General features: G+C 61.5%; 23 protein-coding genes and 2 pseudogenes. 13 read left to right on the top strand and 12 right to left on the bottom strand.

The window, feature by feature from the left end; translation table 11 throughout:
• Positions 1–45: 45 nt before the first annotated feature.
• From ACR0BA_RS01565 to mltG, 4 genes are all read left to right on the top strand, one after another.
• Positions 46–585 carry a GNAT family N-acetyltransferase gene (locus tag ACR0BA_RS01565; RefSeq protein ID WP_093962408.1) on the top strand — a complete coding sequence of 180 codons (540 nt, stop codon included), beginning with the start codon at positions 46–48 and terminating at the stop codon, positions 583–585.
• Positions 586–709: 124 nt separating this feature from the next.
• On the top strand, positions 710–1,453 hold the full coding sequence (locus ACR0BA_RS01570) for a 1-(5-phosphoribosyl)-5-[(5-phosphoribosylamino)methylideneamino]imidazole-4-carboxamide isomerase (RefSeq protein ID WP_170358746.1): 744 nt from the start codon (positions 710–712) through the stop codon (positions 1,451–1,453).
• Between the two features lie 195 nt (positions 1,454–1,648).
• Positions 1,649–2,914: a beta-ketoacyl-ACP synthase II gene (gene fabF / locus ACR0BA_RS01575; protein WP_170338075.1), complete on the top strand. Its 1,266-nt coding sequence runs from the start codon at positions 1,649–1,651 to the stop codon at positions 2,912–2,914.
• The gene (gene mltG / locus ACR0BA_RS01580; RefSeq protein WP_170338572.1) at positions 2,915–4,075 is read left to right on the top strand and encodes an endolytic transglycosylase MltG; all 1,161 of its coding nucleotides are present in this window, start codon (positions 2,915–2,917) and stop codon (positions 4,073–4,075) included.
• A gap of 116 nt (positions 4,076–4,191) precedes the next feature.
• Here the strand turns inward: mltG and ACR0BA_RS01585 are convergent, their stop codons facing one another.
• Both ACR0BA_RS01585 and ACR0BA_RS01590 read right to left on the bottom strand, forming a co-directional pair.
• Entirely contained in the window at positions 4,192–5,442 is a 1,251-nt protein-coding gene (locus ACR0BA_RS01585) for a DEAD/DEAH box helicase (RefSeq protein ID WP_170358751.1), read from the bottom strand.
• A 309-nt stretch (positions 5,443–5,751) separates the two neighbouring features.
• On the bottom strand, positions 5,752–6,051 hold the full coding sequence (locus ACR0BA_RS01590; RefSeq protein ID WP_170358753.1) for a hypothetical protein: 300 nt from the start codon (positions 6,049–6,051) through the stop codon (positions 5,752–5,754).
• Between the two features lie 592 nt (positions 6,052–6,643).
• Here ACR0BA_RS01590 and ACR0BA_RS01595 point away from each other — a divergent pair.
• Positions 6,644–8,014, top strand: coding sequence for a DNA-packaging protein (locus ACR0BA_RS01595; protein ID WP_480727437.1), 1,371 nt, complete (start codon positions 6,644–6,646; stop codon positions 8,012–8,014).
• On the opposite strand, the gene ACR0BA_RS01600 is transcribed toward ACR0BA_RS01595, so the two are convergent.
• Positions 8,015–8,857, bottom strand: a complete 843-nt coding sequence (locus tag ACR0BA_RS01600; RefSeq protein ID WP_170446510.1) for an SDR family NAD(P)-dependent oxidoreductase — start codon at positions 8,855–8,857, stop codon at positions 8,015–8,017.
• 192 nt (positions 8,858–9,049) lie between these two features.
• Between ACR0BA_RS01600 and ACR0BA_RS01605 the strand changes: the two are divergent.
• The 3 genes and pseudogenes from ACR0BA_RS01605 to ACR0BA_RS01615 all read left to right on the top strand — a co-directional run.
• Positions 9,050–9,508: pseudogene (locus ACR0BA_RS01605) on the top strand (phage portal protein); the annotation flags it as partial.
• Positions 9,457–10,821 (top strand): annotated as a pseudogene (locus ACR0BA_RS01610) (phage tail protein); the annotation flags it as partial. The pseudogenes ACR0BA_RS01605 and ACR0BA_RS01610, both read left to right, overlap by 52 nt.
• 7 nt (positions 10,822–10,828) lie before the next feature.
• The gene (locus ACR0BA_RS01615; protein WP_170358782.1) at positions 10,829–11,125 is read left to right on the top strand and encodes a DUF7742 family protein; all 297 of its coding nucleotides are present in this window, start codon (positions 10,829–10,831) and stop codon (positions 11,123–11,125) included.
• Here ACR0BA_RS01615 and ACR0BA_RS01620 read toward each other — a convergent pair.
• Positions 11,106–11,444, bottom strand: coding sequence for a TraR/DksA family transcriptional regulator (locus ACR0BA_RS01620; RefSeq protein WP_170370659.1), 339 nt, complete (start codon positions 11,442–11,444; stop codon positions 11,106–11,108). The genes ACR0BA_RS01615 and ACR0BA_RS01620 overlap by 20 nt on opposite strands.
• Positions 11,445–11,530: 86 nt before the next feature.
• On the opposite strand from ACR0BA_RS01620, the gene cysE reads away from it, so the two are divergent.
• Positions 11,531–12,340: a serine O-acetyltransferase gene (gene cysE / locus ACR0BA_RS01625; protein ID WP_093962389.1), complete on the top strand. Its 810-nt coding sequence runs from the start codon at positions 11,531–11,533 to the stop codon at positions 12,338–12,340.
• Between the two features lie 69 nt (positions 12,341–12,409).
• Here the strand turns inward: cysE and ACR0BA_RS01630 are convergent, their stop codons facing one another.
• Genes ACR0BA_RS01630 through pdhA form a run of 3 tightly spaced genes read right to left on the bottom strand, consistent with a single transcriptional unit; the run spans position 12,410 to position 16,110 of the window.
• Complete coding sequence (locus ACR0BA_RS01630) at positions 12,410–13,717, bottom strand: pyruvate dehydrogenase complex dihydrolipoamide acetyltransferase (protein WP_480726146.1); 1,308 nt, start codon at positions 13,715–13,717, stop codon at positions 12,410–12,412.
• 14 nt (positions 13,718–13,731) lie between these two features.
• The gene (locus ACR0BA_RS01635) at positions 13,732–15,105 is read right to left on the bottom strand and encodes a pyruvate dehydrogenase complex E1 component subunit beta (RefSeq protein WP_480726148.1); all 1,374 of its coding nucleotides are present in this window, start codon (positions 15,103–15,105) and stop codon (positions 13,732–13,734) included.
• A 15-nt stretch (positions 15,106–15,120) separates the two neighbouring features.
• Positions 15,121–16,110 (bottom strand): pyruvate dehydrogenase (acetyl-transferring) E1 component subunit alpha, encoded by a 990-nt coding sequence (pdhA, locus tag ACR0BA_RS01640; RefSeq protein ID WP_093962386.1) that lies wholly within the window; start codon positions 16,108–16,110, stop codon positions 15,121–15,123.
• A 224-nt stretch (positions 16,111–16,334) separates the two neighbouring features.
• On the opposite strand from pdhA, the gene ACR0BA_RS01645 reads away from it, so the two are divergent.
• The gene (locus ACR0BA_RS01645) at positions 16,335–17,054 is read left to right on the top strand and encodes a hypothetical protein (protein WP_170372347.1); all 720 of its coding nucleotides are present in this window, start codon (positions 16,335–16,337) and stop codon (positions 17,052–17,054) included.
• Here the strand turns inward: ACR0BA_RS01645 and ACR0BA_RS01650 are convergent.
• From ACR0BA_RS01650 to ACR0BA_RS01660, 3 genes are all read right to left on the bottom strand, one after another.
• Entirely contained in the window at positions 17,051–17,350 is a 300-nt protein-coding gene (locus ACR0BA_RS01650; protein WP_170338112.1) for an FtsB family cell division protein, read from the bottom strand. The two genes, ACR0BA_RS01645 and ACR0BA_RS01650, sit on opposite strands and share 4 nt — an antisense overlap.
• A gap of 163 nt (positions 17,351–17,513) precedes the next feature.
• The gene (locus ACR0BA_RS01655; RefSeq protein WP_480726150.1) at positions 17,514–17,858 is read right to left on the bottom strand and encodes a lysozyme inhibitor LprI family protein; all 345 of its coding nucleotides are present in this window, start codon (positions 17,856–17,858) and stop codon (positions 17,514–17,516) included.
• A gap of 59 nt (positions 17,859–17,917) precedes the next feature.
• Positions 17,918–19,108, bottom strand: coding sequence for a phosphoglycerate kinase (locus ACR0BA_RS01660; protein WP_480726151.1), 1,191 nt, complete (start codon positions 19,106–19,108; stop codon positions 17,918–17,920).
• 136 nt (positions 19,109–19,244) lie between these two features.
• Here ACR0BA_RS01660 and ACR0BA_RS01665 point away from each other — a divergent pair, with 136 nt between their 5' ends.
• The 3 genes from ACR0BA_RS01665 to ACR0BA_RS01675 all read left to right on the top strand — a co-directional run bounded on the left by ACR0BA_RS01665 (position 19,245) and on the right by ACR0BA_RS01675 (position 21,374).
• A complete protein-coding gene (locus tag ACR0BA_RS01665; protein WP_093962382.1) occupies positions 19,245–19,751 on the top strand; it encodes a peptidylprolyl isomerase in 507 nt (168 codons plus the stop codon).
• Complete coding sequence (locus ACR0BA_RS01670; RefSeq protein WP_170418314.1) at positions 19,744–20,289, top strand: peptidylprolyl isomerase; 546 nt, start codon at positions 19,744–19,746, stop codon at positions 20,287–20,289. The genes ACR0BA_RS01665 and ACR0BA_RS01670 overlap by 8 nt, the downstream gene beginning before the upstream one ends.
• 122 nt (positions 20,290–20,411) lie before the next feature.
• Entirely contained in the window at positions 20,412–21,374 is a 963-nt protein-coding gene (locus tag ACR0BA_RS01675) for a DUF3179 domain-containing protein (protein WP_480726153.1), read from the top strand.
• A gap of 16 nt (positions 21,375–21,390) precedes the next feature.
• Here the strand turns inward: ACR0BA_RS01675 and ACR0BA_RS01680 are convergent, their stop codons facing one another.
• Entirely contained in the window at positions 21,391–22,680 is a 1,290-nt protein-coding gene (locus ACR0BA_RS01680) for a hypothetical protein (protein ID WP_480726155.1), read from the bottom strand.
• Positions 22,681–22,848: 168 nt separating this feature from the next.
• A complete protein-coding gene (gene aqpZ, locus ACR0BA_RS01685; protein WP_170338120.1) occupies positions 22,849–23,538 on the bottom strand; it encodes an aquaporin Z in 690 nt (229 codons plus the stop codon).
• Positions 23,539–23,597: the final 59 nt, after the last annotated feature.

Consider the following 23,597-nt stretch of genomic DNA (forward strand, 5'->3'; position numbering starts at 1 on the left):
GGTTTGCACTGTTTGCGATGAGGCAACAAAACACCGGGTAAGGGCATGAAAAGATCCGCCCCGATGATCAACACCGCGCGCCTGATGATGTGCGCAATGCGTCCCGAGGACTTTGAAAGGTTCGCGGAGATTTGGCGCGACCCCTGCGTGGTGCGCCATATCGGCGGCAAACCCCGTACCCGTGGCGAGGCGTGGGACGCGTTCCTGCGCAATGCGGGACACTGGCAGATGGCTGGATTCGGGCAATGGGCCGTGTTCTTGCAGGCGAATCGCAAATTGATAGGTCAGGCCGGGTTCTTTTATGGCAACCGCTGTCTGGGCGAGGATTTCGATACCTTCCCCGAGGCCGGTTGGGTGTTGGCGCCCGAGGCGCATGGCTTGGGATACGGGCACGAGGCCGTGCAGGCCGCGCATGACTGGTTCGACCGGATCATGCCCGGGCCGTTGGTGTCGATGATTGACGCGGATCATGAGGCCTCGCAAAAGTTGGCGGCCAAGCTTGGATACAAATTGCTTCGCGAGACAGAGTATCGGGACAGCCCGGTGAAACTGTTTCGACGCGACGGCCCTCCGGCCCGGAACTGAAACGCTTCATTTTTTTGCGGTGCCGCAAACGGATCGTCGTTTGCCGAAACTGAGAAACGCGAACCTGCGCGCGACCAGTATGCTATCATGGATATCCGGAACGATTGAGCGGAGGAGTGTGCTCATGAGGGTTTATCCTACAATGGAATTGCAGAGCGGCCGCTGTGTCACGCTGGACAAGGGCCGTCTGGACGAACCAATGATCTGGCATGTCGATCCGGTGGAAACGGCCCAAGGCTGGGCCGCCGCAGGTGCCGAGTGGATGCACCTGACCGATTTCGATGCGATCGAGGGGCGGGACACGAACTCTGCGCTGGTCGAACAGATCATCCGCAGCGCCGAGCTGCCTGTTCAACTGGCGGGCGGGTTCCGCTCGCGCGAGCAGGTCGAGCGTTGGATCGACAAAGGGGCAGGCCGCATCGTGATTGGCACCCTGGCGGCGCGTGATCCTCATCTGTTCAAAGAGTTGGCCAAACTATACCCAGACCAGATCGTGTTGGCCGTGGACGTGTGGCAGGGCTACGTGATGACCGACGGCTGGCGTACCCAAAGTGCGTTCACCCCGGAGGCTTTCATCGAAGCGTTTGCCGATGCTCCGCTGGCTGCCATTCTGGTCACCGATATCGACAGCGACATGGTGGATGTCGAGGCGCAGCTGGGCCTGATTTCGGGGCTGGCCGCGCATTCGCGCACACCGGTGATCGCCAGCGGCGTCGTGCGCAGCAGCGACGACATCTCGCGTCTGGCCTACATTCCCAATATCTCGGGTGCGTTGGTCGGACGGGCGCTGTTCCGCAAGACGGTCGACCTGTCCGAGGCATTGGCGGTAGCCAAAACCGCCCATGAACCAGTGGCACAGTTCCAGTAACGCGGCCTAATCCGTCCGAGCCGCCCCCGACAGGTCGTCGGGGGCGGCTCGTGTGGTTCTGCTTTGGCCGCGCGCCGTGTGCAGCGCGGAGGCAGGCGGCAAGCTGCCGGTGCGGAATACGCTGTTGCTCTTGCCCCCGGACCCCGGGCCGGGGTATGAGCGTTTCTCAAACAGGAAGCAGGCAAGAGGCATTTCATGCGCAGAGTCGTTGTAACCGGTCTGGGATTGGTCACTCCACTGGCCAGTGGGGTCGAGGAAACCTGGTCGCGGCTGCTGGCCGGAGAGTCAGGTGCCGGTCCGATAACCTTGTTCGATGCCGAAGCTGCAGGGGTCACCACGACCTATGCTTGCGAGGTGCCACGCGGTGACGGGACCAACGGGACCTTCAACCCCGATGACTGGATGCCGCCCAAGGAGCAGCGCAAGATCGAGGATTTCATCCTGTATTCGATCGCTGCCGCCGAGATGGCCTGCAAGGACGCGAACTGGCTGCCCGAGGACGAGGAAGAGCGTCTGCGCACCGGCGTTCTGATCGGGTCGGGTATCGGTGGTCTGGGGTCGATCGCGGAAACCGCCAACCTGATCCGTGACAAGGGTCCGCGCCGCGTGTCGCCGTTCTTCATCCCGGGTGCGCTGATCAACCTGGCCTCGGGTCAGGTCTCGATCCGCTTTGGCTTCAAGGGCCCGAACCATTCGGTGGTGACCGCCTGTTCGACCGGTGCCCACGCGATCGGCGATGCCAGCCGGATCATCCGGTCGGGAGATGCCGACGTGATGATCGCCGGCGGCGGCGAAGGCTGCATCTGCGAGATCGGGATTGCCGGTTTCAACGCCTGCAAGGCGCTGTCTACCAAATATGCCGACAACCCCAAGGCCGCCAGCCGCCCCTATGACGTCGACCGCGACGGATTCGTGATGGGCGAGGGCGCCGGCATCGTGGTTCTGGAGGAATACGAGCATGCCGTGGCCCGCGGCGCCAAAATCTATGCCGAGGTTCTGGGCTATGGGATGTCGGGCGATGCCTATCACATCACGGCGCCGGCCGAGGATGGCGACGGGGCGGAACGCTCGATGAAGGCGGCACTGCGCAGCGCAGGGCTCGAGCCGAAGGATCTGGACTATATCAACGCGCATGGCACCTCGACCATGGCCGACACGATCGAACTGGGGGCCGTTGAACGGCTGCTGGGCGAACATGCCAGCAAGGCGACGATGAGTTCGACTAAATCGGCCACCGGGCACTTGCTGGGGGCCGCGGGCGCGATCGAGGCGATCTTCTCGATCCTTGCGATCCGCGATCAGGTCGCCCCGCCGACGATCAATCTGGACAACCCGGCGGTGGAAACGCCGATCGACCTTGCGCCGAATGCCAAACGCGAGCGGGAAATCAACGTGGCGCTGTCGAATTCATTCGGCTTCGGTGGCACCAATGCCAGCGTGATTTTCGGGAAAGCATCGTAAATGTGGCGGGCTCTGGCATCCAATGCGCTGACCTTTCTTGTGGTCGCCATGTTTCTTCTTGGCGGTCTGATCCTTTGGGGGCAGTCGCAGTACAAGGCTGAGGGCCCGCTCGATACCGCCATTTGCCTTCGGGTGAAGGGTGGTTCGAACATGAACAAGGTCAGCCGTGACCTGGAGGATCAGGGCGCGATCAGCAGCGCAACGATCTTCCGTATGGCGGCAGACTACACCGACAAGTCGCAGCAGCTGAAAGCGGGTAGTTTCCTGATCCCCGAAGGCGCTTCGATGGCGGAAATCATCGACGAAGTCACCCGCAGCGGCGCCAGCACATGCGGAACCGAGGTCGAGTACCGCATCGGTGTGACCCGCACTCAGACACGGGTTCGCGAGCTGGACCCTGCAACACTGAATTTCGTCGAGGTCGCATCTTTTGTCGTTGGTGAGGACGAAGTCCCTGAAGTCTATCAGGAAAAGCGGAACCAAGCCGATACGCGATACCGCGTGTCCTTGGCCGAAGGTGTCACCAGTTGGCAGGTCGTTGAGGGGCTGAAGGCGGTGGATGCCTTGACCGGAGAGGTCTCGGAAATTCCGCCTGAAGGCATGTTGGCCCCGGACAGCTACGAAATCTCACCCGGAGATGAGCGAACGGCTTTGCTGCAAAAGATGCAGGACCGGCAGCAAGAGCGGATTGCGCGGGTTTGGGAGACGCGTCAAGACGGGTTGCCCCTGTCCAGCCCCGAAGAAATGCTGATCCTCGCCTCGATCATCGAGAAGGAGACAGGCATTCCGGAAGAGCGCGGTCAGGTTGCCAGTGTCTTTGTGAACCGCCTGAAGCAAGGCATGAAGCTGCAGACGGATCCCACAGTGATCTACGGCGTGACCAAGGGTCAGGGTACGCTGGGCCGAGGCCTTCGCCGCAGCGAGCTTCGGCGGAACACGCCCTGGAACACCTATTTGATAGACGGTTTGCCGCCCACGCCGATTGCCAACCCGGGACTGGCCAGCTTGCAAGCTGCCGTGGCTCCAGACGAAACCGACTTCGTGTTCTTCGTCGCAGATGGAACTGGCGGCCATGCCTTCGCCAAGACGCTGCAGGAACACAACCGAAACGTTGCCAAATGGCGTGAGATCGAAGCCGAGCGGAACAATTCGGGTAACTGATCCGCTCGTTGGTCGAGAGCAGGGCCAGCATAAATCAGGCGGACAACCCGCCTGAGAAATGAAAAGTCAAAATCCTGGAAAAAGACTGCGCGCAAGGAGACATGCGCGCAGTCTTTTTATGCGGCCGATTTGCGGCGCGGACGGCGCCGACGGTTGGCGAGGCCATTTGTGCCCTGCGGTTTCGGGCCACGGCGTCGATTGCGCTGGCGATTGCCGGGCTTGGCGGCCTCCGCGGCTTCGGGTGCCGCTCCGCTGGCGACCGGGATCTCGATCTTCATCAATTTCTGAATCTGACGCAGCAGATCAAATTCATCCGGTGCGCAGAAGGCGATGGCTTCGCCTTCGCGGCCGGCCCGAGCGGTGCGGCCAATGCGGTGCACATAGTTGTCAGGAACGTCCGGCAGGTCATAGTTGATGACATAGGCCACCCCTGGAATGTCGATGCCACGGGCTGCCACGTCGGTGGCAACCAGAACTGTGATCTCGCCGGCGCGGAAGGCCTTGATGGCGCGATCCCGCTGGCCCTGGCTCTTGTTGCCATGGATCGATGCTGCGTTGTAGCCGTCGGCCACCAACCCTTTCATCAGCTTTTCCGCACCATGCTTGGTCCGGGAGAACACAAGCGTCAGGGCGTCGGTATCACGCGAAAGGATCTCGCGCAGCTTTGCGGGTTTTCCCGGCTTTTCAACGAAATGCACCGACTGGGTGATCTTGTCGGCCGCCTTGCCCGGAGGCGAGACCTGTACCCGTTGCGGGTTGGTCAGGTAGGCGCGGCTGAGTTCCTCCATCTGCTTCGGCATGGTGGCCGAGAACAGCATGGTCTGGCGCGGAGTGCCCAGTTGCGGCGCGATTTTGCGCAGAGCGTGGATGAAGCCGAGGTCCAGCATCTGGTCGGCCTCATCCAGAACTAGGTGCCGAACCGAGCCGAGATCGACCGCGCCACGTTCCATCAGGTCGATCAAACGACCGGGGGTCGCGACAAGAATATCGGTCCCACGCGAAAGAAACATGATCTGTTTGTTGATCGACTGTCCGCCGACAACTGTGGCCACGCGCAGTTTCGTCTTTTTGGTAAGCGTGCGGAGGCTTTCAGCGATCTGGTTCACCAGTTCGCGGGTTGGGGCGAGGATCAGCGCCTTGGCGGTTTTGGGTGCCGGTTTGCCGGGCTGCGCCAGAAGGTGGTCGATCAGCGGCAGGCCAAAGGCCAGCGTCTTGCCGGTGCCGGTCTGTGCAAGGCCCAGAATGTCATGTCCTTCCAAGGCCAACGGGATGGCCTGGTTCTGGATCGGTGTGGGTTGAGTGAAATTTGCGCGCTCGAGCGCGTCGTTCAGTGCCGGCGCGAGGCCGAGCATGTCGAAATCGAACAAGTCGTCTTCCTTTGTAATCCGCGCCGGCATTGGCCGTGCGCGAACAAGAGTAGCTGGCCGTGCGGATTGCACGACCGGCAGGGAGTGTGCGCAGCCTCAGGATTTGCGGGCGAGTCCCGCAACATCCGGCTTTTGCGTCAAGAACCCTGCGTGAATGGGAACTGGGAAAATTGGGCGCTATCTCGGACCTCGGTTCAGTCCGCGTGCTCACGCGGCAGCGCTGTGGCGTAGATGAGCGCTGCTGAGGCGAATGTCAAGCCGACACCGGCAGGCAAAGCTGCCGGTGTCCTGTTCGTTGCAAATGGATGGTCAACGACGAGGCGTCGGTGCGGCGGCAGCCAGCGCCTTTTCGACTGCCTGTGCGGTGGAGGGGTGCCCGGCCTTGGACAGGCACGAAGCAATTATACCCGCGTCAGGGCGCTCGGGGCGCTTGCCGGGCTTGGGACGATCGCCCAGGCAGCTTTGGAGCGCAGATTGCGGAATGCCAATCTCGCTGGCGATCTTGCCAAGATCAGGTCCGCGGTGCCCTGTCTGAGCCTGCGCCACTGTGCCGAAGAGCATCAGGCCTCCCAGACAGATTACCGAGACATAGCTGAGGGGATGGTACATTTTTTGTCCTTCAGAAATTTTTCGTATGCTTGCGGTTCTTGGTGTTTATGCAGATTGCGTGTGCAATCCGTTTTTGAAACGCACGACGGAAATTACTCCGTCGCGGAAATCTTGCCGATCACAGAATTGGTTGCGGTCCCTGATCTGGATTAGGATTTTGTTAACACTGGCAGTGCGTTACTTGTTGCGCGTTGTTGCGTCGGAGCTTGACTGAGCGTCCGATTTCGCGTATAAGTTGTGTCATGCTAGAAGAAGTGGGCAACGGCCCCGGGGCGACCCGGCGGCCGTTTTTCATTTCTCTCGTGCGGAGATCACTCACGCATGAGGTCACAGGCAAACATGACTTTGATTACCCCGGAAGAGCGGATGTCCCGGACGGCCGAGCTGTTGCAGTCGTTGGAGGTGTCCATTCGCGGTTTGCGGCAAGCGGCGGAAGACCTGCGCAAGCGGATCGAGACCGGGGAGGACGCAGACCTGGCGAGTTCAGCCAGACAACTCGGGCAGCTAGAGGGGCTGATCCGAAGTTGCCAGAAAGTGGAGACAAGCTTTGTCGAACAATGTCACAGACAAGCGGGAATTGCCCAAGGGGGCTATGCGCTCGACCTGGAGCGGGCCCGATCTGAGATCGGGTGCCGATTGGCTCGCCTCCGCGCCTGCTGCGGTGCGGGACAGGTTTCTGAGTGAGATCGGGGAGGGAGGGCTATGTGCCCTCCCTTTCCTGTTCGAGTTCTGGGCGCTGCCGCATCAACTGCCGCCCGAGGGCGACTGGCGGTCTTGGGTTATCTTGGGCGGGCGTGGCGCGGGCAAGACGCGGGCCGGGGCAGAGTGGGTGCGATCCGTGGTCGAGGGGGCCAAGCCGTTTGATGAGGGTGAGGCCCGGCGCGTGGCGCTGGTGGGTGAGACCTTTAACCAGGTGCGGGACGTGATGATCTTTGGCGACAGCGGGATCATGCAGTGCTCTCCGCCTGACCGGCGGCCGCAGTGGAAGGCGTCGGAACGCAAGCTGGTCTGGCCCAACGGGGCCGAGGCGCAGGCCTTTTCGGCGCATGATCCCGAGGGGCTGCGGGGGCCGCAGTTCGATGCGGCCTGGGTGGATGAGCTGGCCAAGTGGAAGAAGGCGGGTGAAACCTGGGATATGCTGCAATTTGCGCTGCGGTTGGGGGAGCGGCCTCGGGTCTGTGTGACCACCACGCCGCGCAATGTGAAGGTTTTGAAGGACTTGCTGGCATCGCCGTCCACCGTGCAGACCCATGCGCCGACCGAGGCGAACCGGGCCAATCTGGCGGAGTCCTTCCTGGACGAGGTGCGCGTGCGGTATGCGGGCACGCGGTTGGGGCGGCAGGAACTGGACGGGGTGCTGCTGTCGGATGCCGAGGGGGCGTTGTGGACTGGCTCGATGCTGGATGCGGCGCGGGTCAAGGCGGTGCCCGAGCTGGACCGTGTTGTGGTGGCGCTGGACCCGGCGGTGACGGGCGGATCGGGCGCCGATGCCTGCGGGATCGTGGTGGTCGGCGCGCAGCTGCAGGGGCCGCCCGAGGACTGGCGCTCCTATGTGCTGGCCGACCGGACGGTGCAGGGCGTTGGCCCGGCGGGCTGGGCGCGCGCGGCGATTGATGCGATGGACGAATTCGGGGCCGAGCGGCTGGTGGCCGAGGTCAACCAGGGCGGGCAGTTGGTCGAAGAGGTGGTGCGTCAGGTGGACCCTCTGGTCCCGTTCCGGGCGGTGCGGGCCTCGCGCGGGAAGGTGGCACGGGCCGAGCCGGTGGCGGCGCTCTATGAGCAGGGGCGGGTGTTCCATGTGGCCGGGCTGGAGGCGCTGGAGGAGCAGATGTGCCAGATGACGGCGCGCGGATTCGAGGGGCAGGGCTCGCCCGACCGGGTCGATGCGTTGGTCTGGGGACTGCATGAGCTGGTGGTGGGGCCGGCGGCGGTCTACCGGCGGCCGCGGGTGCGGGTTTTGTGATCAGCCCTTGGGTTTTTCGAACTTTGCGAAGGCCTCGGCGTAGTCGGGATGCCAGCGTGAAAGGGCGGGGCGGTTGTAGATGATGTCCTCGGCGGCCCATTGAACGCGACGGCGGTCGCGTACGGCATCGACGTCGTTGTCAGGGCAGAGGATGTAGAAATCGCCTTGGGCCATGCGGTCGAGGAAATAGTCGACGGTCTGCTCGCTGGTCCAGGCGGCGGCCGGTTTTTCGGGCAGGAATGACGCGACCATGCCGGTATAGGTAAAGCCCGGAACGAAGAGATGCGCGGTGATCGGTGCGCCGGCCTCGCGCAGCTCGTGCGCGAGCTGTTCGGTCAGCGTTTTGACGGCGGCCTTGGACACGTTGTAGCCGGGGTTGCCTGGCGGAGATGTTATCCCCTGCTTTGACCCGGTGTTGATGACGACGGCCGGGCGGTCAGCCTCGATCATGCGGGGCAAAAAGGCTTGGACGCCGCGCAGCACCCCCAGAAAGTTCACGTCGAGAATTTTCCGCCAGTTGTCGAATGACTCCCATGTTTTCGTCGGCAGGCTGATCCCTGCATTGTTCATCAAGACGGCGACCTGCCCGGCGGCGAAAGCTGTGTCGGCCAGATTCTCCATGTCGGCTTGAGAGGTGACATCCGTCGGCACCGCGGTGATGTTTGCCGCGTCAAAGCCTGCCTTCAGGTCTTGCGTCGTTTCGTCCAGCGCCTGTCCCGGAAGATCGGCCAGTATGACGTCCAGCCCGGCCTGGGCAAAACGCTGTGCCGCGACGCGACCGACTCCGCTGGCGGCGCCGGTCACGACGGCGATCCCTCCGGTTTTCACTGCGCTTTCATACATGGCTGGTCCCTCGTGATGCTCAAATGCAGAGGGTAGCGCATTTCTGTCGGATGCCGAGGTTTATCCTGCGGGCACATGTTCCCCAGCCGTTGCACAACGGCCGTACGCCCCATTCCCGAGGCTTAAAGATCTTTCCGTCATAACTCCTTTCAACAAGCCGGGCAGAGCGGCGGCAGAAAGGAGCATCTGGACATGGTATTCGATTTCTTGCGTCCTGGATCGGCTGGGAAAGCCCCCGAGGCAAAAGCAAGCGCAGCCGGGCCGGTGGTGGCCTGGCAGACCGGCGGGCGAGTCGCCTGGAGCCCGCGCGACACCGCCTCTCTGACGCGCACGGGGTTTTCGGGCAACCTGGTGGGGTTCCGGTCGGTCAAGCTGATTGCCGAGGCCGCGGCGGCGCTGCCCCTGGTTCTGCAGGACGACGCGCAGCGGTACGAGACCCACCCGGTTCTGCGCCTGATGCGCCGGCCGAACGCGGCGCAGGGCAAGGCCGAGCTGCTGGAGGCGCTGTTCGGGCAGCTGCTGCTGTCGGGCAACGCCTATGTCGAGGCGGTGCAGGCCGAGGGCGGACTGCCGGTCGAGCTGCATGTGCTGCGATCCGACAGGATGAGCGTGGTGCCGAGGCCGAAATGGCCGGCCGCGTGCGTCTACGCTTCGTGCAGTCGGATGCGGACCACGATGTGGTCGCGGAGGAGGCCGTGCTGCCCGATGATCGGACCCATTCTGTAGCCGTGAACGAAATGCCTCTGTCGATGACTCGCGCCGAAGGACGGCAGACGGTCGAACGGTGGCTGGCCGAGGCCCGCGTCGCGCGCAATACCGCTCGCTTCGCGCTGCCGCCGTCGCAGATGCATCTGGGCGCCGGCGACATTGTTCGACTTCCATCCTGGAATGGGGGAGCCGGTGCGCTGTATCGCATAGACAGGTTGGAACAGGCTGACATCCAGCTGGCAGATGCCGTGCGGATCGAGCCCGGGGTCTATTCGCCGTCCGACATGGCGGATGATGGGTTTGTGTCACAACCCTTTGTGGCCCCAGTACCGGTTCTTCCGATTTTTCTGGATCTGCCACTCATTACAGGCGCCGAAGAGCCGCACGCCCCCTATCTGGCCGTCACGGCCGATCCCTGGCAAGGCAGCGTCGCCGTCTATTCTTCGGACAGCGACGAGGGCTACGCGTTGCGCGATCTGGTGACTGGTCAGGCTGTGATCGGGCTCACCGAATCCGCCTTGCCGTCCGCGAGCGCAGGGGTATGGGATGAAGGTGCGCCGCTGCGCGTGCGCCTTGTCGATGGCGTCTTGCAGTCGCGGTCGCGTGACTCGCTTCTGACCGGCGCCAACTTGGCGGCGATCGGAGACGGCACGCCCGGAAATTGGGAAGTGTTTCAATTCGCGGATGCCGTCTTGCAGGAACCCGGGGTCTATGCCCTGTCTGGCCGCCTGCGTGGCCAATTGGGTACGGACGCAGTCATGCCCGAAATCTGGCCGGAGGGTTCCGTGTTCGTGTTGCTTGACGAGAGGGTTCTTCAGACCAGTCTGCTGCGGACCGAACGCCGAATTGCCCGGCACTACCGGATCGGGCCTGCAACCCGCGGATACGACGACGATTCCTATGTCCATAAGGTCGAGGCGTTTGATGGAAACGGTCTGCGCCCCTACGCGCCAGTTCATCTGAAGGTCGAAAGACACGGGGGCGATGACCTGTTCACCTGGGTACGCCGAACCCGGATCGACGGCGACGATTGGGACGTGCTGGATGTGCCGCTGGGCGAGGAGTCCGAGACCTATTTGATCCGCATTCGGTCAGGTGGCACCCTTGTTCGGGAAGAGATCGCCACGACGCCAAGTTGGACCTATTCCGCGGCGGCACAGTCTTCGGACGGCGTCGCGGGCCTCTACGAGGTCGAGGTGGCGCAGGTTTCGGCCAGCTACGGGCCGGGCGCGGCCGCGAGTCTGAGTGTGGGGTAGAGGGATCATGCGCCCTGTTTTGCACGGCGATGTCAGTTCTGCGGCGCGGGTTTTGCTGACCGTGCCGCAAGCCCAGCGTGAGCGGCTGTGCGCGCGCATGATCGCCGAGGCCGAGTTGGCTGACCGTCACGTGGCCGCGACGGGTCGTTTGCATCCTGTTTACGGGAACGGAGCATTGATGGCAGCGGCACGCAGTCGCCCGCTGGCAGACGAGCCAAGTTTCAGCGACACCGAGTATTGCCGGTGTTTCGAGACGGTACTGCGCCATCTTATCCGGTTTCAACTCAACCGGCCGCGCAGCTGACGCACTTGCTGGCGGCCGGGTCCAGGTCCAGCCGTCTGCGCGGAATGTCGTCACCGCAATCCTCGCAATACCCGAATTCGCCCTCGGCCATCCGGTCGAGGGCGGCTCTCAGCCTTCGGGCTTCGAGATCTCGTCGTGTTTGTTGCGCCTTGGCCATGGCCTGATTCTGCAGCGCATCCATTCGGCTGAGCCGCCCGACCGCCTGCTGGTCAAGCTCGACCACGGATTGAGCGTCCTGACCGGCGAGGGAATTGCGTTCCAATTCCTCCAGCCGGGACAGGATAAGTGTTTCAAATTCCCTGAGTTCGAACCGGTTCATTTTCTGTTGTGTTGCACATCAAGGGTTTGCGTTTGGCCTTTTTGGGCCTAGATGGCTATTCTAGGCGCAGCAGAGGATCAAAAGCCATGTTTGAAACGCGCACCCAAGTAACGTCAGTTGACCCCGTCTGGGACCGGATCACGGCCGAAGCACAGGCCGCCGTCGAAAAAGAGCCTTTGATGGGCGGACTGGTGCATGCCTGTATCCTGCACCACAAGTCTCTGGAACGTGCGTTGTCCTATCGCATCTCTGCCAAGCTGTGCTCGAACGAGATGTCGATGATGGTTCTGCGTGAAATCGTCGAAGAGGCCTATGCCGATGACAAGGCGCTGATGAATGCCGCCCGCGCGGACCTGATGGCCGTGTACGAGCGCGACCCGGCCTGCCACCGTCTGCTGCAGCCAATTCTGTATTTCAAAGGCTACCAAGCCATGCAGGCCTATCGCGTGGCCCACTGGCTTTGGCAGAAGGGCCGGCACGATCTGGCCTATTTCTTCCAGATGCGCAGTTCGGAAATCTTCGGGATCGACATTCACCCCGCCGCGAAGATCGGCAAGGGTATCATGATCGACCACGCGCACTCCATCGTGATCGGTGAAACTGCGGTCGTGGGCGACAACGTCTCGATGCTGCATTCGGTGACTCTTGGCGGGACCGGCAAGGAAGAAGAGGATCGTCATCCCAAAATCGAGGATGGCGTTCTAATCGGGGCCGGGGCCAAGGTTCTGGGCAACATCCGCGTGGGTCATTGCAGCCGCATTGCCGCCGGTTCGGTGGTGCTGCAGGATGTGCCGCCCTGCAAGACCGTAGCGGGTATCCCCGCCAAGATCGTGGGTGAGGCGGGGTGCGACCAGCCCTCGATCTCGATGGATCACATGCTGGGCAAGGATCAGTAAGCCTGTTCTCAGGTACGAAAAAAGCCGCCTCGGGGTCCGAGGCGGCTTTTTTGATTTTTGTGACTTGGATCAGGCCAGCATGACCATGGGGTTTTCGAGGTTGTCCACGATGGCTTGCAGGAGCTGTGCCCCCAGCGCGCCGTCGATCACCCGGTGATCGACCGACATGGTAACCGACATCACGGTCGCCACGGTCAGCTCCCCATCCTCGCCCACGACTGGCTTCTTGGCGCCGGTGCCGACGGCCAGGATGCCCGCATGCGGCGGGTTCACGATGGCGTCGAAATTGTCGATGCCATACATGCCCAGGTTCGAAACCGCGAAGGTGCCGCCCTGATACTCATGCGGGGCCAGCTTGCGCTCGCGCGCGCGCGCGGCCAGGTCCTTCATCTCGGTCGAGAGGGCCGACAGAGACTTGGTGTCGGCGTCCTGCAGGACCGGGGTGAACAGCCCGCCTTCGATCGCGACGGCCACGGCCACGTCCGAGGGTTTCAGCTGCAGCACCCGGTCGCCCGCCCAGACGGCGTTGCACTCGGGCACCTGCTGCAGCGCGTTGGCGACGGCCTTGATGATGAAGTCGTTGACGCTCAGCTTCACGCCACGGGCTTCCAGCTGCTTGTTCAGCTGGCTGCGGAATTTCAGTAGCGCGTCCAGCTTGATGTCGCGGCGCAGGTAGAAATGCGGGATGGTCTGCTTGGCCTCGGCCAGACGGGCGGCGATGGTCTTGCGCATGCCGTCCAGCTTGACCTCTTCGTACTCGCGGCCTTCGTACATGCGGGCCACCATGTCGGCCGAGGGGCCTGCAGGAGCAGCAGCAGGGGCGGGCGCCGCGCTTGCCGAAGCAGCCGGTGCCGCTGCCGGAGCGGTTGCGCCTTCGACATCCGCTTTGACTATGCGGCCATGCGGGCCCGAGCCCTTGATCTGCGCCAGGTCCAGACCCTTTTGGGCGGCAATGCGACGGGCCAGCGGCGAGGCAAAGATGCGTCCGCCATCGGCTTTGACCGGGGCCGCCGGTGCCGGGGCAGGGGCGGGCGCCTCGGATGCCGCAGGGGCGGCAGCCTCGTTGCCCGCGTCGGCTGCGGGCGCAGCCTCGGGTGCCTTGGTCGGGGCTTCGGCGATGTCATCGGCGCTTTCGCCTTCTTCCAGTAGCACGGCGATGGGGGTGTTCACCTTGACCCCCTCGGTGCCTTCAGGAACCAGGATCTTGCCGACGACGCCTTCGTCGACAGCTTCGAACTCCATCGTGGCCTTGTCGGTCTCGATCTCGGCCAGCAGGTCGCCGGAGGAGACGGTGTCGCCTTCCGTGACCAGCCATTTGGCAAGCGTGCCTTCCTCCATGGTCGGCGAAAGGGCGGGCATCAGAATTTCGGTGGGCATCTGTCAGTCGCTCCTTACCGATAGGTCACTTGTTTGACGGCGGCGATCACCTCGTCGGTGGTAATCAGCGCCAGCTTTTCCAGGTTCGCCGCATAGGGCATGGGCACGTCCTTGCCGGTCAGCGTGATGACGGGCGCGTCGAGATAGTCGAACGCTTCCTGCATGACCACGGAACTGATGTAGCTGCCGACGGAACCTTGCGGCCAGCCTTCCTCGACGGTGACCAGACGGTTGGTTTTCATCACCGAGTTGATGATCGCACCGGTGTCCATCGGGCGGATGGTGCGCAGGTCGATCACCTCGGCGCTGATGCCATCCTCAGCCAGCTTGTCGGCGGCTTCCAATGCGTATTGCATACCGATCCCAAAGCTGACGATGGTCACATCGGTGCCTTCGCGCCAGATGCGGGCCTTGCCCAGCGGCACGGTCAGATCGTCCACCTGCGGCACGTCGAACGAGCGGCCATAAAGGATTTCGTTTTCCAGGAACACGACCGGGTTGGGATCGCGGATGGCAGATTTCAGCAGACCTTTTGCGTCGGCTGCCGAATAAGGCATCACGACCTTAAGGCCCGGGATCTGCATGTACCAGGCGGCATAGTCCTGAGAGTGCTGGGCCGCCACGCGCGCCGCGGCGCCGTTGGGGCCGCGGAACACGATCGGACAGCCCATCTGACCGCCGGACATATACAGCGTCTTGGCGGCAGAGTTGATGATCTGGTCGATCGCCTGCATGGCGAAGTTGAAAGTCATGAACTCGACGATCGGCTTCAGGCCGCCAAAGGCGGAACCCACGGCAATGCCGGTAAAGCCATGCTCGGTGATCGGCGTGTCGATCACGCGTTTTGCGCCGAATTCGTCCAGCAGGCCCTGGCTCACCTTGTAGGCGCCTTGGTATTCACCGACTTCTTCGCCCATCAGGTAGACGTCTTCGTCCGAGCGCATTTCCTCGGCCATCGCGTCGCGCAGAGCCTCACGGACAGTCATCGATTTCATCTCGGCATCTGCTGGCCAGTCCGGCGACAGGTCCACGGTAGGCGCGGCCGGTGCAGCAGGGGCAGGAGCGGGGGCCTCAACCGCCGCCGGGGCGGCTTCGGCCTCCGCTGCGGCTGCGGGGGCAGCCACGGTCACGGCCGAGGCGTCTTCTCCCTCTTCCACCAGGATCGCGATCGGCGTGTTGACCTTCACGCCTTCGGTGCCTTCGGCAATCAGGATTTTGCCGACGATGCCTTCATCGACGGCTTCGAACTCCATCGTGGCCTTGTCGGTTTCGATCTCTGCCAGAATGTCGCCAGAGCTTACGGTGTCGCCTTCCTTGACCAGCCACTTGGCCAGTGTGCCTTCCTCCATGGTCGGCGAAAGGGCGGGCATGAGAATTTCGGTTGCCATGTCTTATTCGTCCTCTCAGGCGTAAATGTCGGTCCAGAGCTCGTCCAGCGACGGCTCGGGGCTTTCCTTGGCGAACTCGGCGGCCTGGTTGACGACCTCCTTGATTTCCTTGTCGATCGCCTTCAGGTCATCCTCGGTGGCGTGCTTGCCGGTCAGCAGCAGCTCGCGCACGTGTTCGATCGGGTCGCTTTGCTCGCGCACCTTCTGCACCTCTTCGCGGGTACGGTACTTGGCGGGGTCCGACATCGAGTGGCCGCGATAGCGGTAGGTCTTGACCTCGAGGATATACGGGCCCTTCCCAGCCCGGCAGTGCGCCACGGCCTTTTCACCGGCCTCTTTCACTGCCAGAACGTCCATGCCGTTGACAATTTCGCCGGGAATGCCGAACGCCTCGCCGCGGTGATAGATGTCCTTGGTTGAGGTCGAGCGCGACTGCGCCGTGCCCATCGCGTACTGGTTGTTCTCGATCACGAAGACCACCGGCAATTGCCAAATGGCCGCCATGTTGAAGGTTTCATAGACTTGACCCTGGTTCGCTGCGCCGTCACCGAAATAGGTAAAGGTCACGCGGCCGTTGTCTTTGTACTTGTCTGCAAAGGCAAGGCCCGCACCCAGCGGAACCTGTGCGCCGACGATTCCATGGCCACCATAGAAATGCTTTTCTTTTGAGAACATGTGCATCGAGCCGCCCTTGCCCTTGGACAAGCCGCCTTCGCGTCCGGTCAATTCAGCCATGACGCCGCCCGGATCCATGCCGCAGGCCAGCATATGGCCGTGGTCGCGGTAGGAGGTGATGCGCTTGTCGCCATCCTCGGCCGCAGCTTCGAGCCCCACGACGACGGCTTCCTGACCGATGTAAAGGTGGCAAAAACCGCCGATCAGACCCATGCCGTATAGTTGACCTGCCTTTTCCTCGAATCGGCGGATCAACAGCATCTCGCGGTAGTAGGTTTTGAGTTCTTCCGCAGAAACATTTGGTTTCTTTGTGGTTTTTCGCGCAGCCATCGTGGCGACCTCTCCCTTCCGGCAAGATAGTTTAGCGTTAAACTATCTCATAAAGCATTTCGCGCTTTCTGGCGAGCGGAAATGTGACGCAGCGTCCTGGACGGGGTGGGGGTATCTGTTTCTACCCGATATCCGGCAGGTTTTCGCCTTTTGGTTCGCCCTATGCACGGTTAGTATGCTTCCATTGGCAGGCAATTTTGAACAGGCGCCGGAGACAGATTGGCATGATGATCCTCAGAGAGCCGAAGCTGGTTTTCATCAAAACGAAGAAAACCGCCGGATCATCCATTGAAATTGCACTGAGCGCGAAACTGCAGGACGGAGATTTCGCAACACCGTTCGGCAAGGAAGCCGAACTTCAACGTCCGGGGAAGCAATACATCGTCCGCCGGTCGGTCCAGCTTTTGCGGGAAAGAGCCAAAGGCGAAGTGCAGGCTCGGTATCCCCACAATGGGATCGGCGTGGTCAATCGGTATCTGTCTGATATTGCGGAGGGCTGCAGCAGCATTTGCGTTGAGAGAAACCCTTGGGACAAGGCTGTCTCAGCGTTCTATTTCTGGATGCATCAGCGCGGAACACAGATAAACGACGCAAGCGCACTGTTCCTGAGCTTTTGCCGGACTCGCCTGAAGTTCTTCTCTGACTTCCATCTGTATTCTGAGGGCGGGGAGATCGCGGTTGATCGGGTGTTGCGATACGAAAGCCTGGACAGCGATTTGGCGCAGGTGCTGGATGACTTCGGCCTTGGCGATGTCAGCCTCGGCGACAAGCGTTTGAATTCCGGCATTCGGAAATCAAAGCAGTTCGATGTTTTCTACGGTGAAAACTGGGACGGCGAAGCCGTGGACCTGGTGGCTGACCTGTTCCGAAGGGAAATCGACGCTTTCGGGTATCAGTTGCCAACTGCAGAGGAACCCGGGGCGGTCGGGCAAACAGCTAGTTAGCGGATGACGATTTCATCAGCCCGGATCATTCCCAATACGGTTCGGGCCTGCTGATCCAGCAGGTCGAGATCCAGGTAGGTGTCTGAAAGGCGTCGGGTCAGGTTTTCCATCCGAGCTATGTCGGCGTTCAGCGCCGCAAGGTCGCGTGACAGAGCGTCCCGTTCCGCTGAAATCTCGATCCGTCGGAACAGGCCGTAGTCGCCCTGAACGGCAGCAAAGGTGAAATAGACACCCAGCATGAAAGCCACCGAAAAGAATGCGACTGCGCCCAGACCGGGCCGATTGGAACGGGACACTCTGTTGACCGCCGTATGAATACTGCCTCAAAAACGTGCCCTTTGCGGGCATCTGTCAGCACTATGTCACAGGTGATTCGGGTTGTGAATCCCCCGATTCGCACTTTTTGCAATTCGACGAAAAAAGTGATGCTCGAAGAGCCATGACCGCGTAGGTATCCGCTCAACGCAAAGCGGACAGTTCCTGATTTCGATTCAGGGTCTGTTCTTCCATGCAAGACCAATAGAACAATTGCGCGGCACTGCCATCGCTTTTGAGTTCGGGGTCACAAGTTGCGTCCCTGCGTTTCAACCAAGCGCGCTGTTCGTTCAACAAAGCCTCACCGTTTCCGCGCCTGTCCGCCGCTGATTTGACCTCTTTCCAGAGGCGGTTCAGTTCTTTATCAGCGATTTCCCATTTCTCTTTGGCACAGAAAGTGGCGTCGATCTGAGTTTGACCGGCGCAATGGGACTGCGCGCCAGAAACACTGGGCAGGAGGATAACAGCAAACGTGGCAACGGCTTTCATGGCCCGTCTCCCGGTCTGTGAGAGAATACCACGAATGCCGATCGCCAACTAGAATGGGGTTATTGGGCCAGCGCTGCCACACCGGGCAGGGTTTTGCCTTCCATCCATTCCAGGAACGCACCGCCGGCGGTCGAGATGTAGGTGAAATCCTGCGCGGCGCCCGACGCGTTGAGGGCTGCAACCGTATCGCCGCCACCGGCGACCGAAACCAGTTTGCCCGCCTGCGTCAGTTCTGCGGCTTTCAATGCAGCGGCATTTGTCGCCGCGTCGAAGGGTTCCAGTTCGAATGCCCCCAATGGGCCGTTCCAGATCAGAGTCTTGCTCTGTTCGAAGATGGTGCAGATTGCGGCGACGCTGTCCGGCCCGGCGTCCAGGATCATCGAATCTGCGGGGCACTTGTTCGCCGGGACGACCTTGTGTGGGGCGTGTGCTTCGAATTTCTCGGCAACGACAACATCGCTGGGCAGGACGATCCGGCAGCCTGCCTTGTCTGCTTTTGCCATGATTTCGGCTGCAGTATCGGTCATCGCGTGCTCGGCCAACGATTTGCCAACGTCCAGCCCTTTGGCCAGCAGAAAGGTGTTGGCCATACCGCCGCCGATGATCAGGTTGTCGACCTTCTCGATCAGGTTGCCCAGCAGATCCAGCTTGGTTGATACCTTGGCCCCACCGACCACAGCGGTCACCGGACGCTGAGGGTTGCCCAGAGCGGCTTCGAGTGCGCTGAGCTCTGCCTGCATCAGGCGCCCGGCGCAGGAGGGCAGAAGGCGCGCCAGTGCCTCGGTCGAACTGTGCGCCCGATGAGCCGCCGAGAAGGCGTCATTGCAGTAGATGTCTCCCATCTTGGCCATACCTTCGGCCAGGGTCATGCTGTTCTGGGTCTCTTCGGCGTGAAAACGGGTGTTCTCCAGCAGCAAGACCTCGCCGTCGCCCTGGTTTGCGGCAGCGATTTCAGCCTCGTATCCGACGCAATCCTCTCCGAAACGGACCTTGGTTCCAAAGGCGGCTTCCAGCGTGGGCACCAGCTGTTTCAGCGACAGGTTCTGCCGACGTTCACCGCCGGGTCGGCCGAAATGGGCCAGAAGGATGGGTTTGCCGCCAGCGGCCAGAATGTCGCGGACCGTGGGCACGATCCGCTGGATCCGGGTGTCATCGGTCACGGCACCATCCAGAACCGGGACGTTGATGTCCACGCGCACAAGAACGCGTTTGCCCTGCAAATCCATGTCGTCCAGAGTTTTCCAGCCCATCGTATCATCCTCGCCGTTGTCACCACGCGTCAGCGGTTCTTTTCCTGCATTTTGCCCTCAGGTCAATGCGTCACTTGGCTTTCCCGCGTCCGGCGCATAGGTATTTGCGCAAATCATTTCCACAGGAGAGAGCCCCATGGCCGAGATCAAGGATCCCGAAAACACCATCATCATCGAGCTGAAGGACGGCAACGTCGTCATCGAGCTGCTGCCGGACGTGGCGCCTCAGCACAGCGAGCGCATGAAGGAACTGGCGCGCGCGGGCGAGTATGACAACGTGGCCTTTCACCGGGTGATCGACGGTTTTATGGCCCAGACCGGCGACGTGCAGCACGGCGACATGGAAGACGGCTTCAACATCCGCATGGCGGGCACCGGCGGCTCGTCCTTGCCGAACCTTCCAGCCGAGTTTTCCAAGCTGCCGCATGACCGGGGCACCTTGGGTGCCGCTCGTTCGGCCAACCCGAACTCGGCCAACTCGCAGTTCTTCATCAACTTCAAGGACAACCACTTTTTGAACGGCCAATACACCGTATATGGCCGCGTGATCGAGGGGATGGAGCATGTCGATGCCATCACCCGTGGTGAGCCGCCTGCGAACCCCGACCGCATGATCAGCGTCAAGGTGGCCGCCGATGTATAAGCTGGCCGCCGTTTTTACCTTGTTGGCCAGCCCCGCGCTGGCCGCAGGCCTGCAGATCGAAGTCGAGGGTGAGGCCAACGGCACGATCACGATCGACCTGTTCGAGGACGTCGCTCCCAAGCATGTCGAGCAGATCACCGCTCTGGCCGCCGAAGGCAAGTATGACGGGGTGGTGTTCCACCGCGTGATCGAGGGGTTCATGGCACAGACCGGGGACGTGGAATACGGTAAACTGGGCAGCGACATGCGTCGCGCCGGTACCGGCGGTTCAAACCGTCCGGACCTGCCAGCCGAGTTTTCCGAAGTTCCGTACGAGCGCGGCATCGTCGGAATGGCTCGCGCCAGCAATCCAAACAGCGCAAATTCGCAGTTCTTCATCATGTTCGAACCGGCCCCGACCTTGAATGGCCAGTACACGGTGGTGGGCAAGGTGACCGACGGCATGGACGTTGTTGATGCGATCAAACGCGGCACAGGCCCGAACGGCGCGGTGGTCGGCCAACCGGACGTCATGACCAAGGTGACCGTCACCGAATGATCCCTAGACCCGGCGCGGACTGCGCGCCGGGTTGTCCGCGCACGGCGCTTCACGTCCCTGTGTAAGGGGCTTGGCCCGACCGCACGGCCTGACGCACGATGGCAGGTATCCAAAGGTGCCTCATGCGAAGCTGTCTGTTTGCCCTTCTGCTGTTCTGCGCAACCGCGGTGTCCGCGGACCCGAGCCTGTGGCGCGACGAATGGCCCAAAACCGATTTTTCGGTCACCTCGATCGGTGACTGGTCTGCGGTCCGGTCCGGCGGACCGCCGAAAGACGGTATCCCGGCCATCGACAAGCCCGAGTTTGTCCCGGTTTCAGCGAAAGCCGGGTTGGGGCTGACCGAGGCCGTGATCACGGTGGAGCTGCCCGGTACGCGCCCGCGCGCCTATCCGCTGCGATATCTGATCTGGCATGAGATCGTGAATGATCGCATCGGCAACCGTCCAGTCGCGGTTACATATTGCCCATTGTGCAATTCGGGGCTGGTGTTTGATCGGCGTGTCCCGGGACGGGTGCTCAGTTTTGGCGTATCCGGAAAGCTGCGAAATTCGGACATGATCATGTATGACCGCGAAACCGAAACCTGGTGGCAGCAAGCCACCGGCGAGGCGATCGTTGGCCAGTTGACCGGTGCTCAGTTGACAGCGCTGCCAGCGTGGATGGAAGGGTGGGACCAGTTCCGCAAGCGCAATCCCGACGGTCTGGTAATGGCCGAGCCGAATTTTGCGCGGGACTACGGGCGCAACCCCTATCGCGGTTATGACAGCGCGCGCAGACCGTTCCTGTATGACGGCGCGCTGCCTCCGCATGGTATTCAACCGCTCGAACGGGTGGTGCGTGTCGGAGAGCGGGCCTGGCCTCTGACGCGATTGCGTGCGGCTGGGCGATTGTCAGAAGCAGGCGTTGTCATCGTTTGGTCGGCGGGGCAAGCCTCGGCTCTGGACGCCGGGCGCGTCGACAAGGGACGCGACATAGGATCAATCCGCGTCACGGATGGTGCCGGACGGGATGTCGTGCATGATGTGATGTTCGCCTTTGCCTTCCACGCCTTCTGGCCCGACGGTATCTGGATGACAGGGCGCTGACACGCGCGTCGCGCGATCAATTCACCTGTCTGGCAACGCTCCGGGTCCAGCCGCTCAGGCCGCGTCGGATGCGGGCCAGAAGACCGTATTCGTTCACGTGTTTTTTGTAGGCTCGGTAGGACGGCGCGCGTGACAGGCAGCGCTCTTCGTGCCAGGCCCGTGCGAAATAGATCAGGTTCACGCCCAGCAGGGCCAGACAGTTGGCCAGACCTGCCCAGAAGTCGACCGCGATGAACGGGATCGAAATCATCCACCAGGTGATGTTCTTGCTGATGTAGGAGGGGTGCTTGCTGATGTTGTAGGGAAAGTCGCAGGCCAGCCCGCGATAGGTCAGGTTCGAGAACCGCAGACCCATCCGTGCGGCGGTCAGGCAATAGACCGCCAGGAAGAACAGGATGGCGCCGCCCCACAATCCGTAGAGGACAGGGTAGTCCCACAGCCAGACACCCCAGGCGAACCCATCCTCGACATAGTTGAAATAGCTGCGCGACAGCAGTTGCCAGAACGGGGCATAGCAGATCACGCAGACCAGCCATCCGCTCACCGTCGTCTCGGTCCAGCGGATATGAGAGGTCAGAAGCCGGGTGGCAGTGGCATAGCCAATGGTGACGATCGTCAGGTCCAGAAAGAAGGCAAAGCGGTAGAGATATGCATAGACCTGCTGAAAGTCCTGCGCATCCCACAGCGAACGGGTCTGCAGAAAGCCCCAGTCATAGACCAGATAGCAGAACATCAGTGGCAGAAAGAACCCTTTGACGCCCAGCCCAAGAAGAAAGGATTTCAACTCGCGGGCTCCGGTGGATTGGCGACCAAAAGACAAAACCACACGTCCCAGATGCCACATGCCGTCGCGCGGATGTCGCATCGAGAAATGAACCGCCGTGACAACGGAAAGGACAACCGCAAGGATCAGAGGCCAGTAGTCGGCAAACAGCGAAAAGAACGGTTGATACCATTCATCCCGGTAGAGGTCGGCGGTGGAGTAGAACAGCGCAAGCAGCGCAAGACTGGCCGCGAGACCAATAAGTTTGATCCAGAAATCAGCCAGATACGCCGGGTTTTTGAAGTTTTCCGGGTTGTAGACCAAGCCGCTGCCCGGCTTGCGATGGATTCTGGCGATGAAAATCTCGGATAGGGCCAGAATGGCAAAGATCGTCAGAGCGAACAGAACAGTCTGATCCCGATCAGAGACCGCGCCGAGGTCTGGCCAGAAATAATGAACCAGCGGAATACTGGCCATCGCAATCCAGGCGGTGGATGCGGGAATTGCGGAAGCGTTGCGCCGGAACTTTGGCCAGGAAATCATGATCAGGTCTTTCACAGAGTTCTGCGAATTCTGGCGGTTCGTTCCGGAAATTCAACCACCCTGATCCGACCGGTCGAATTCTTGCCGCGGGTGTGGCCCACGCAACCGTATAACAGAGTCACCTCCCGGCGTAGGCCGGGAGGGGGTTTGCATTAGTAGGACGGGTTTCTATTCGTCCGAGGCCATCATCTTCCAGATCGCGGCCCCCAAAGCGCCACCGATCAGCGGGGCGACCCAAAACAGCCACAGCTGCGCCAAGGCGGGGCCATCGGCAAACAGCGCCACCCCGGTCGAGCGGGCCGGGTTCACCGACGTATTGGTGACCGGGATCGAAATCAGGTGGATCAGCGTCAGCCCAAGGCCGATGGCAATGGGCGCAAACCCGGCCGGAGCCTTTTCGGACGTCGCGCCCAGAATGATGATAAGGAAAAAGGCGGTCAAAACGATCTCGATCACCAGCGCCGACATCATCGAATAACCTTCGGGCGAGGCCTCGCCATACCCGTTCGAGGCAAAACTACCAACGCCTTCGAAGCCGGGTGCGCCGCTCACGATCACGTACAGAACGGCTGCGGCCAGTATCGCCCCAAGCACCTGCGCAGCCCAGTAGGGCAGCAGATCCTTGGACGGGAAACGCCCACCGATCATCAGCCCCAGGCTGACCGCGGGGTTAAAGTGACCACCCGATATGTGTCCGACCGCAAAGGCCATGGTCAGGACCGTCAGGCCGAAGGCGAACGACACGCCCAGCCATCCGATGCCCACATCGGCAACTCCGGCAGCCAGCACCGCGCTGCCACAACCGCCGAGAACCAGCCAGAACGTGCCGAAGAATTCGGCCATCAGTTTTGCTCGCATGATAAAACCTCCCAATTTCAACGAGGTGAAGTTTAATTCAAAAAACACCTTTTGTGAAA

This window comes from Ruegeria sp. CI5, from assembly GCF_056536885.1.

Coding starts and splice junctions, on each gene's coding strand:
- ACR0BA_RS01565 (WP_093962408.1), top strand. CDS start 46: ATGAAAAGATCCGCCCCGATGATCAACACCGCGCGCCTGATGATGTGC.
- ACR0BA_RS01570 (WP_170358746.1), top strand. CDS start 710: ATGAGGGTTTATCCTACAATGGAATTGCAGAGCGGCCGCTGTGTCACG.
- fabF (WP_170338075.1), top strand. CDS start 1,649: ATGCGCAGAGTCGTTGTAACCGGTCTGGGATTGGTCACTCCACTGGCC.
- mltG (WP_170338572.1), top strand. CDS start 2,915: ATGTGGCGGGCTCTGGCATCCAATGCGCTGACCTTTCTTGTGGTCGCC.
- ACR0BA_RS01590 (WP_170358753.1), bottom strand. CDS start 6,051: ATGTACCATCCCCTCAGCTATGTCTCGGTAATCTGTCTGGGAGGCCTG.
- ACR0BA_RS01595 (WP_480727437.1), top strand. CDS start 6,644: ATGCGCTCGACCTGGAGCGGGCCCGATCTGAGATCGGGTGCCGATTGG.
- ACR0BA_RS01600 (WP_170446510.1), bottom strand. CDS start 8,857: ATGTATGAAAGCGCAGTGAAAACCGGAGGGATCGCCGTCGTGACCGGC.
- ACR0BA_RS01615 (WP_170358782.1), top strand. CDS start 10,829: ATGCGCCCTGTTTTGCACGGCGATGTCAGTTCTGCGGCGCGGGTTTTG.
- ACR0BA_RS01620 (WP_170370659.1), bottom strand. CDS start 11,444: ATGAACCGGTTCGAACTCAGGGAATTTGAAACACTTATCCTGTCCCGG.
- cysE (WP_093962389.1), top strand. CDS start 11,531: ATGTTTGAAACGCGCACCCAAGTAACGTCAGTTGACCCCGTCTGGGAC.
- ACR0BA_RS01630 (WP_480726146.1), bottom strand. CDS start 13,717: ATGCCCACCGAAATTCTGATGCCCGCCCTTTCGCCGACCATGGAGGAA.
- ACR0BA_RS01635 (WP_480726148.1), bottom strand. CDS start 15,105: ATGGCAACCGAAATTCTCATGCCCGCCCTTTCGCCGACCATGGAGGAA.
- pdhA (WP_093962386.1), bottom strand. CDS start 16,110: ATGGCTGCGCGAAAAACCACAAAGAAACCAAATGTTTCTGCGGAAGAA.
- ACR0BA_RS01645 (WP_170372347.1), top strand. CDS start 16,335: ATGATGATCCTCAGAGAGCCGAAGCTGGTTTTCATCAAAACGAAGAAA.
- ACR0BA_RS01655 (WP_480726150.1), bottom strand. CDS start 17,858: ATGAAAGCCGTTGCCACGTTTGCTGTTATCCTCCTGCCCAGTGTTTCT.
- ACR0BA_RS01660 (WP_480726151.1), bottom strand. CDS start 19,108: ATGGGCTGGAAAACTCTGGACGACATGGATTTGCAGGGCAAACGCGTT.
- ACR0BA_RS01665 (WP_093962382.1), top strand. CDS start 19,245: ATGGCCGAGATCAAGGATCCCGAAAACACCATCATCATCGAGCTGAAG.
- ACR0BA_RS01670 (WP_170418314.1), top strand. CDS start 19,744: ATGTATAAGCTGGCCGCCGTTTTTACCTTGTTGGCCAGCCCCGCGCTG.
- ACR0BA_RS01675 (WP_480726153.1), top strand. CDS start 20,412: ATGCGAAGCTGTCTGTTTGCCCTTCTGCTGTTCTGCGCAACCGCGGTG.
- ACR0BA_RS01680 (WP_480726155.1), bottom strand. CDS start 22,680: ATGATTTCCTGGCCAAAGTTCCGGCGCAACGCTTCCGCAATTCCCGCA.
- aqpZ (WP_170338120.1), bottom strand. CDS start 23,538: ATGCGAGCAAAACTGATGGCCGAATTCTTCGGCACGTTCTGGCTGGTT.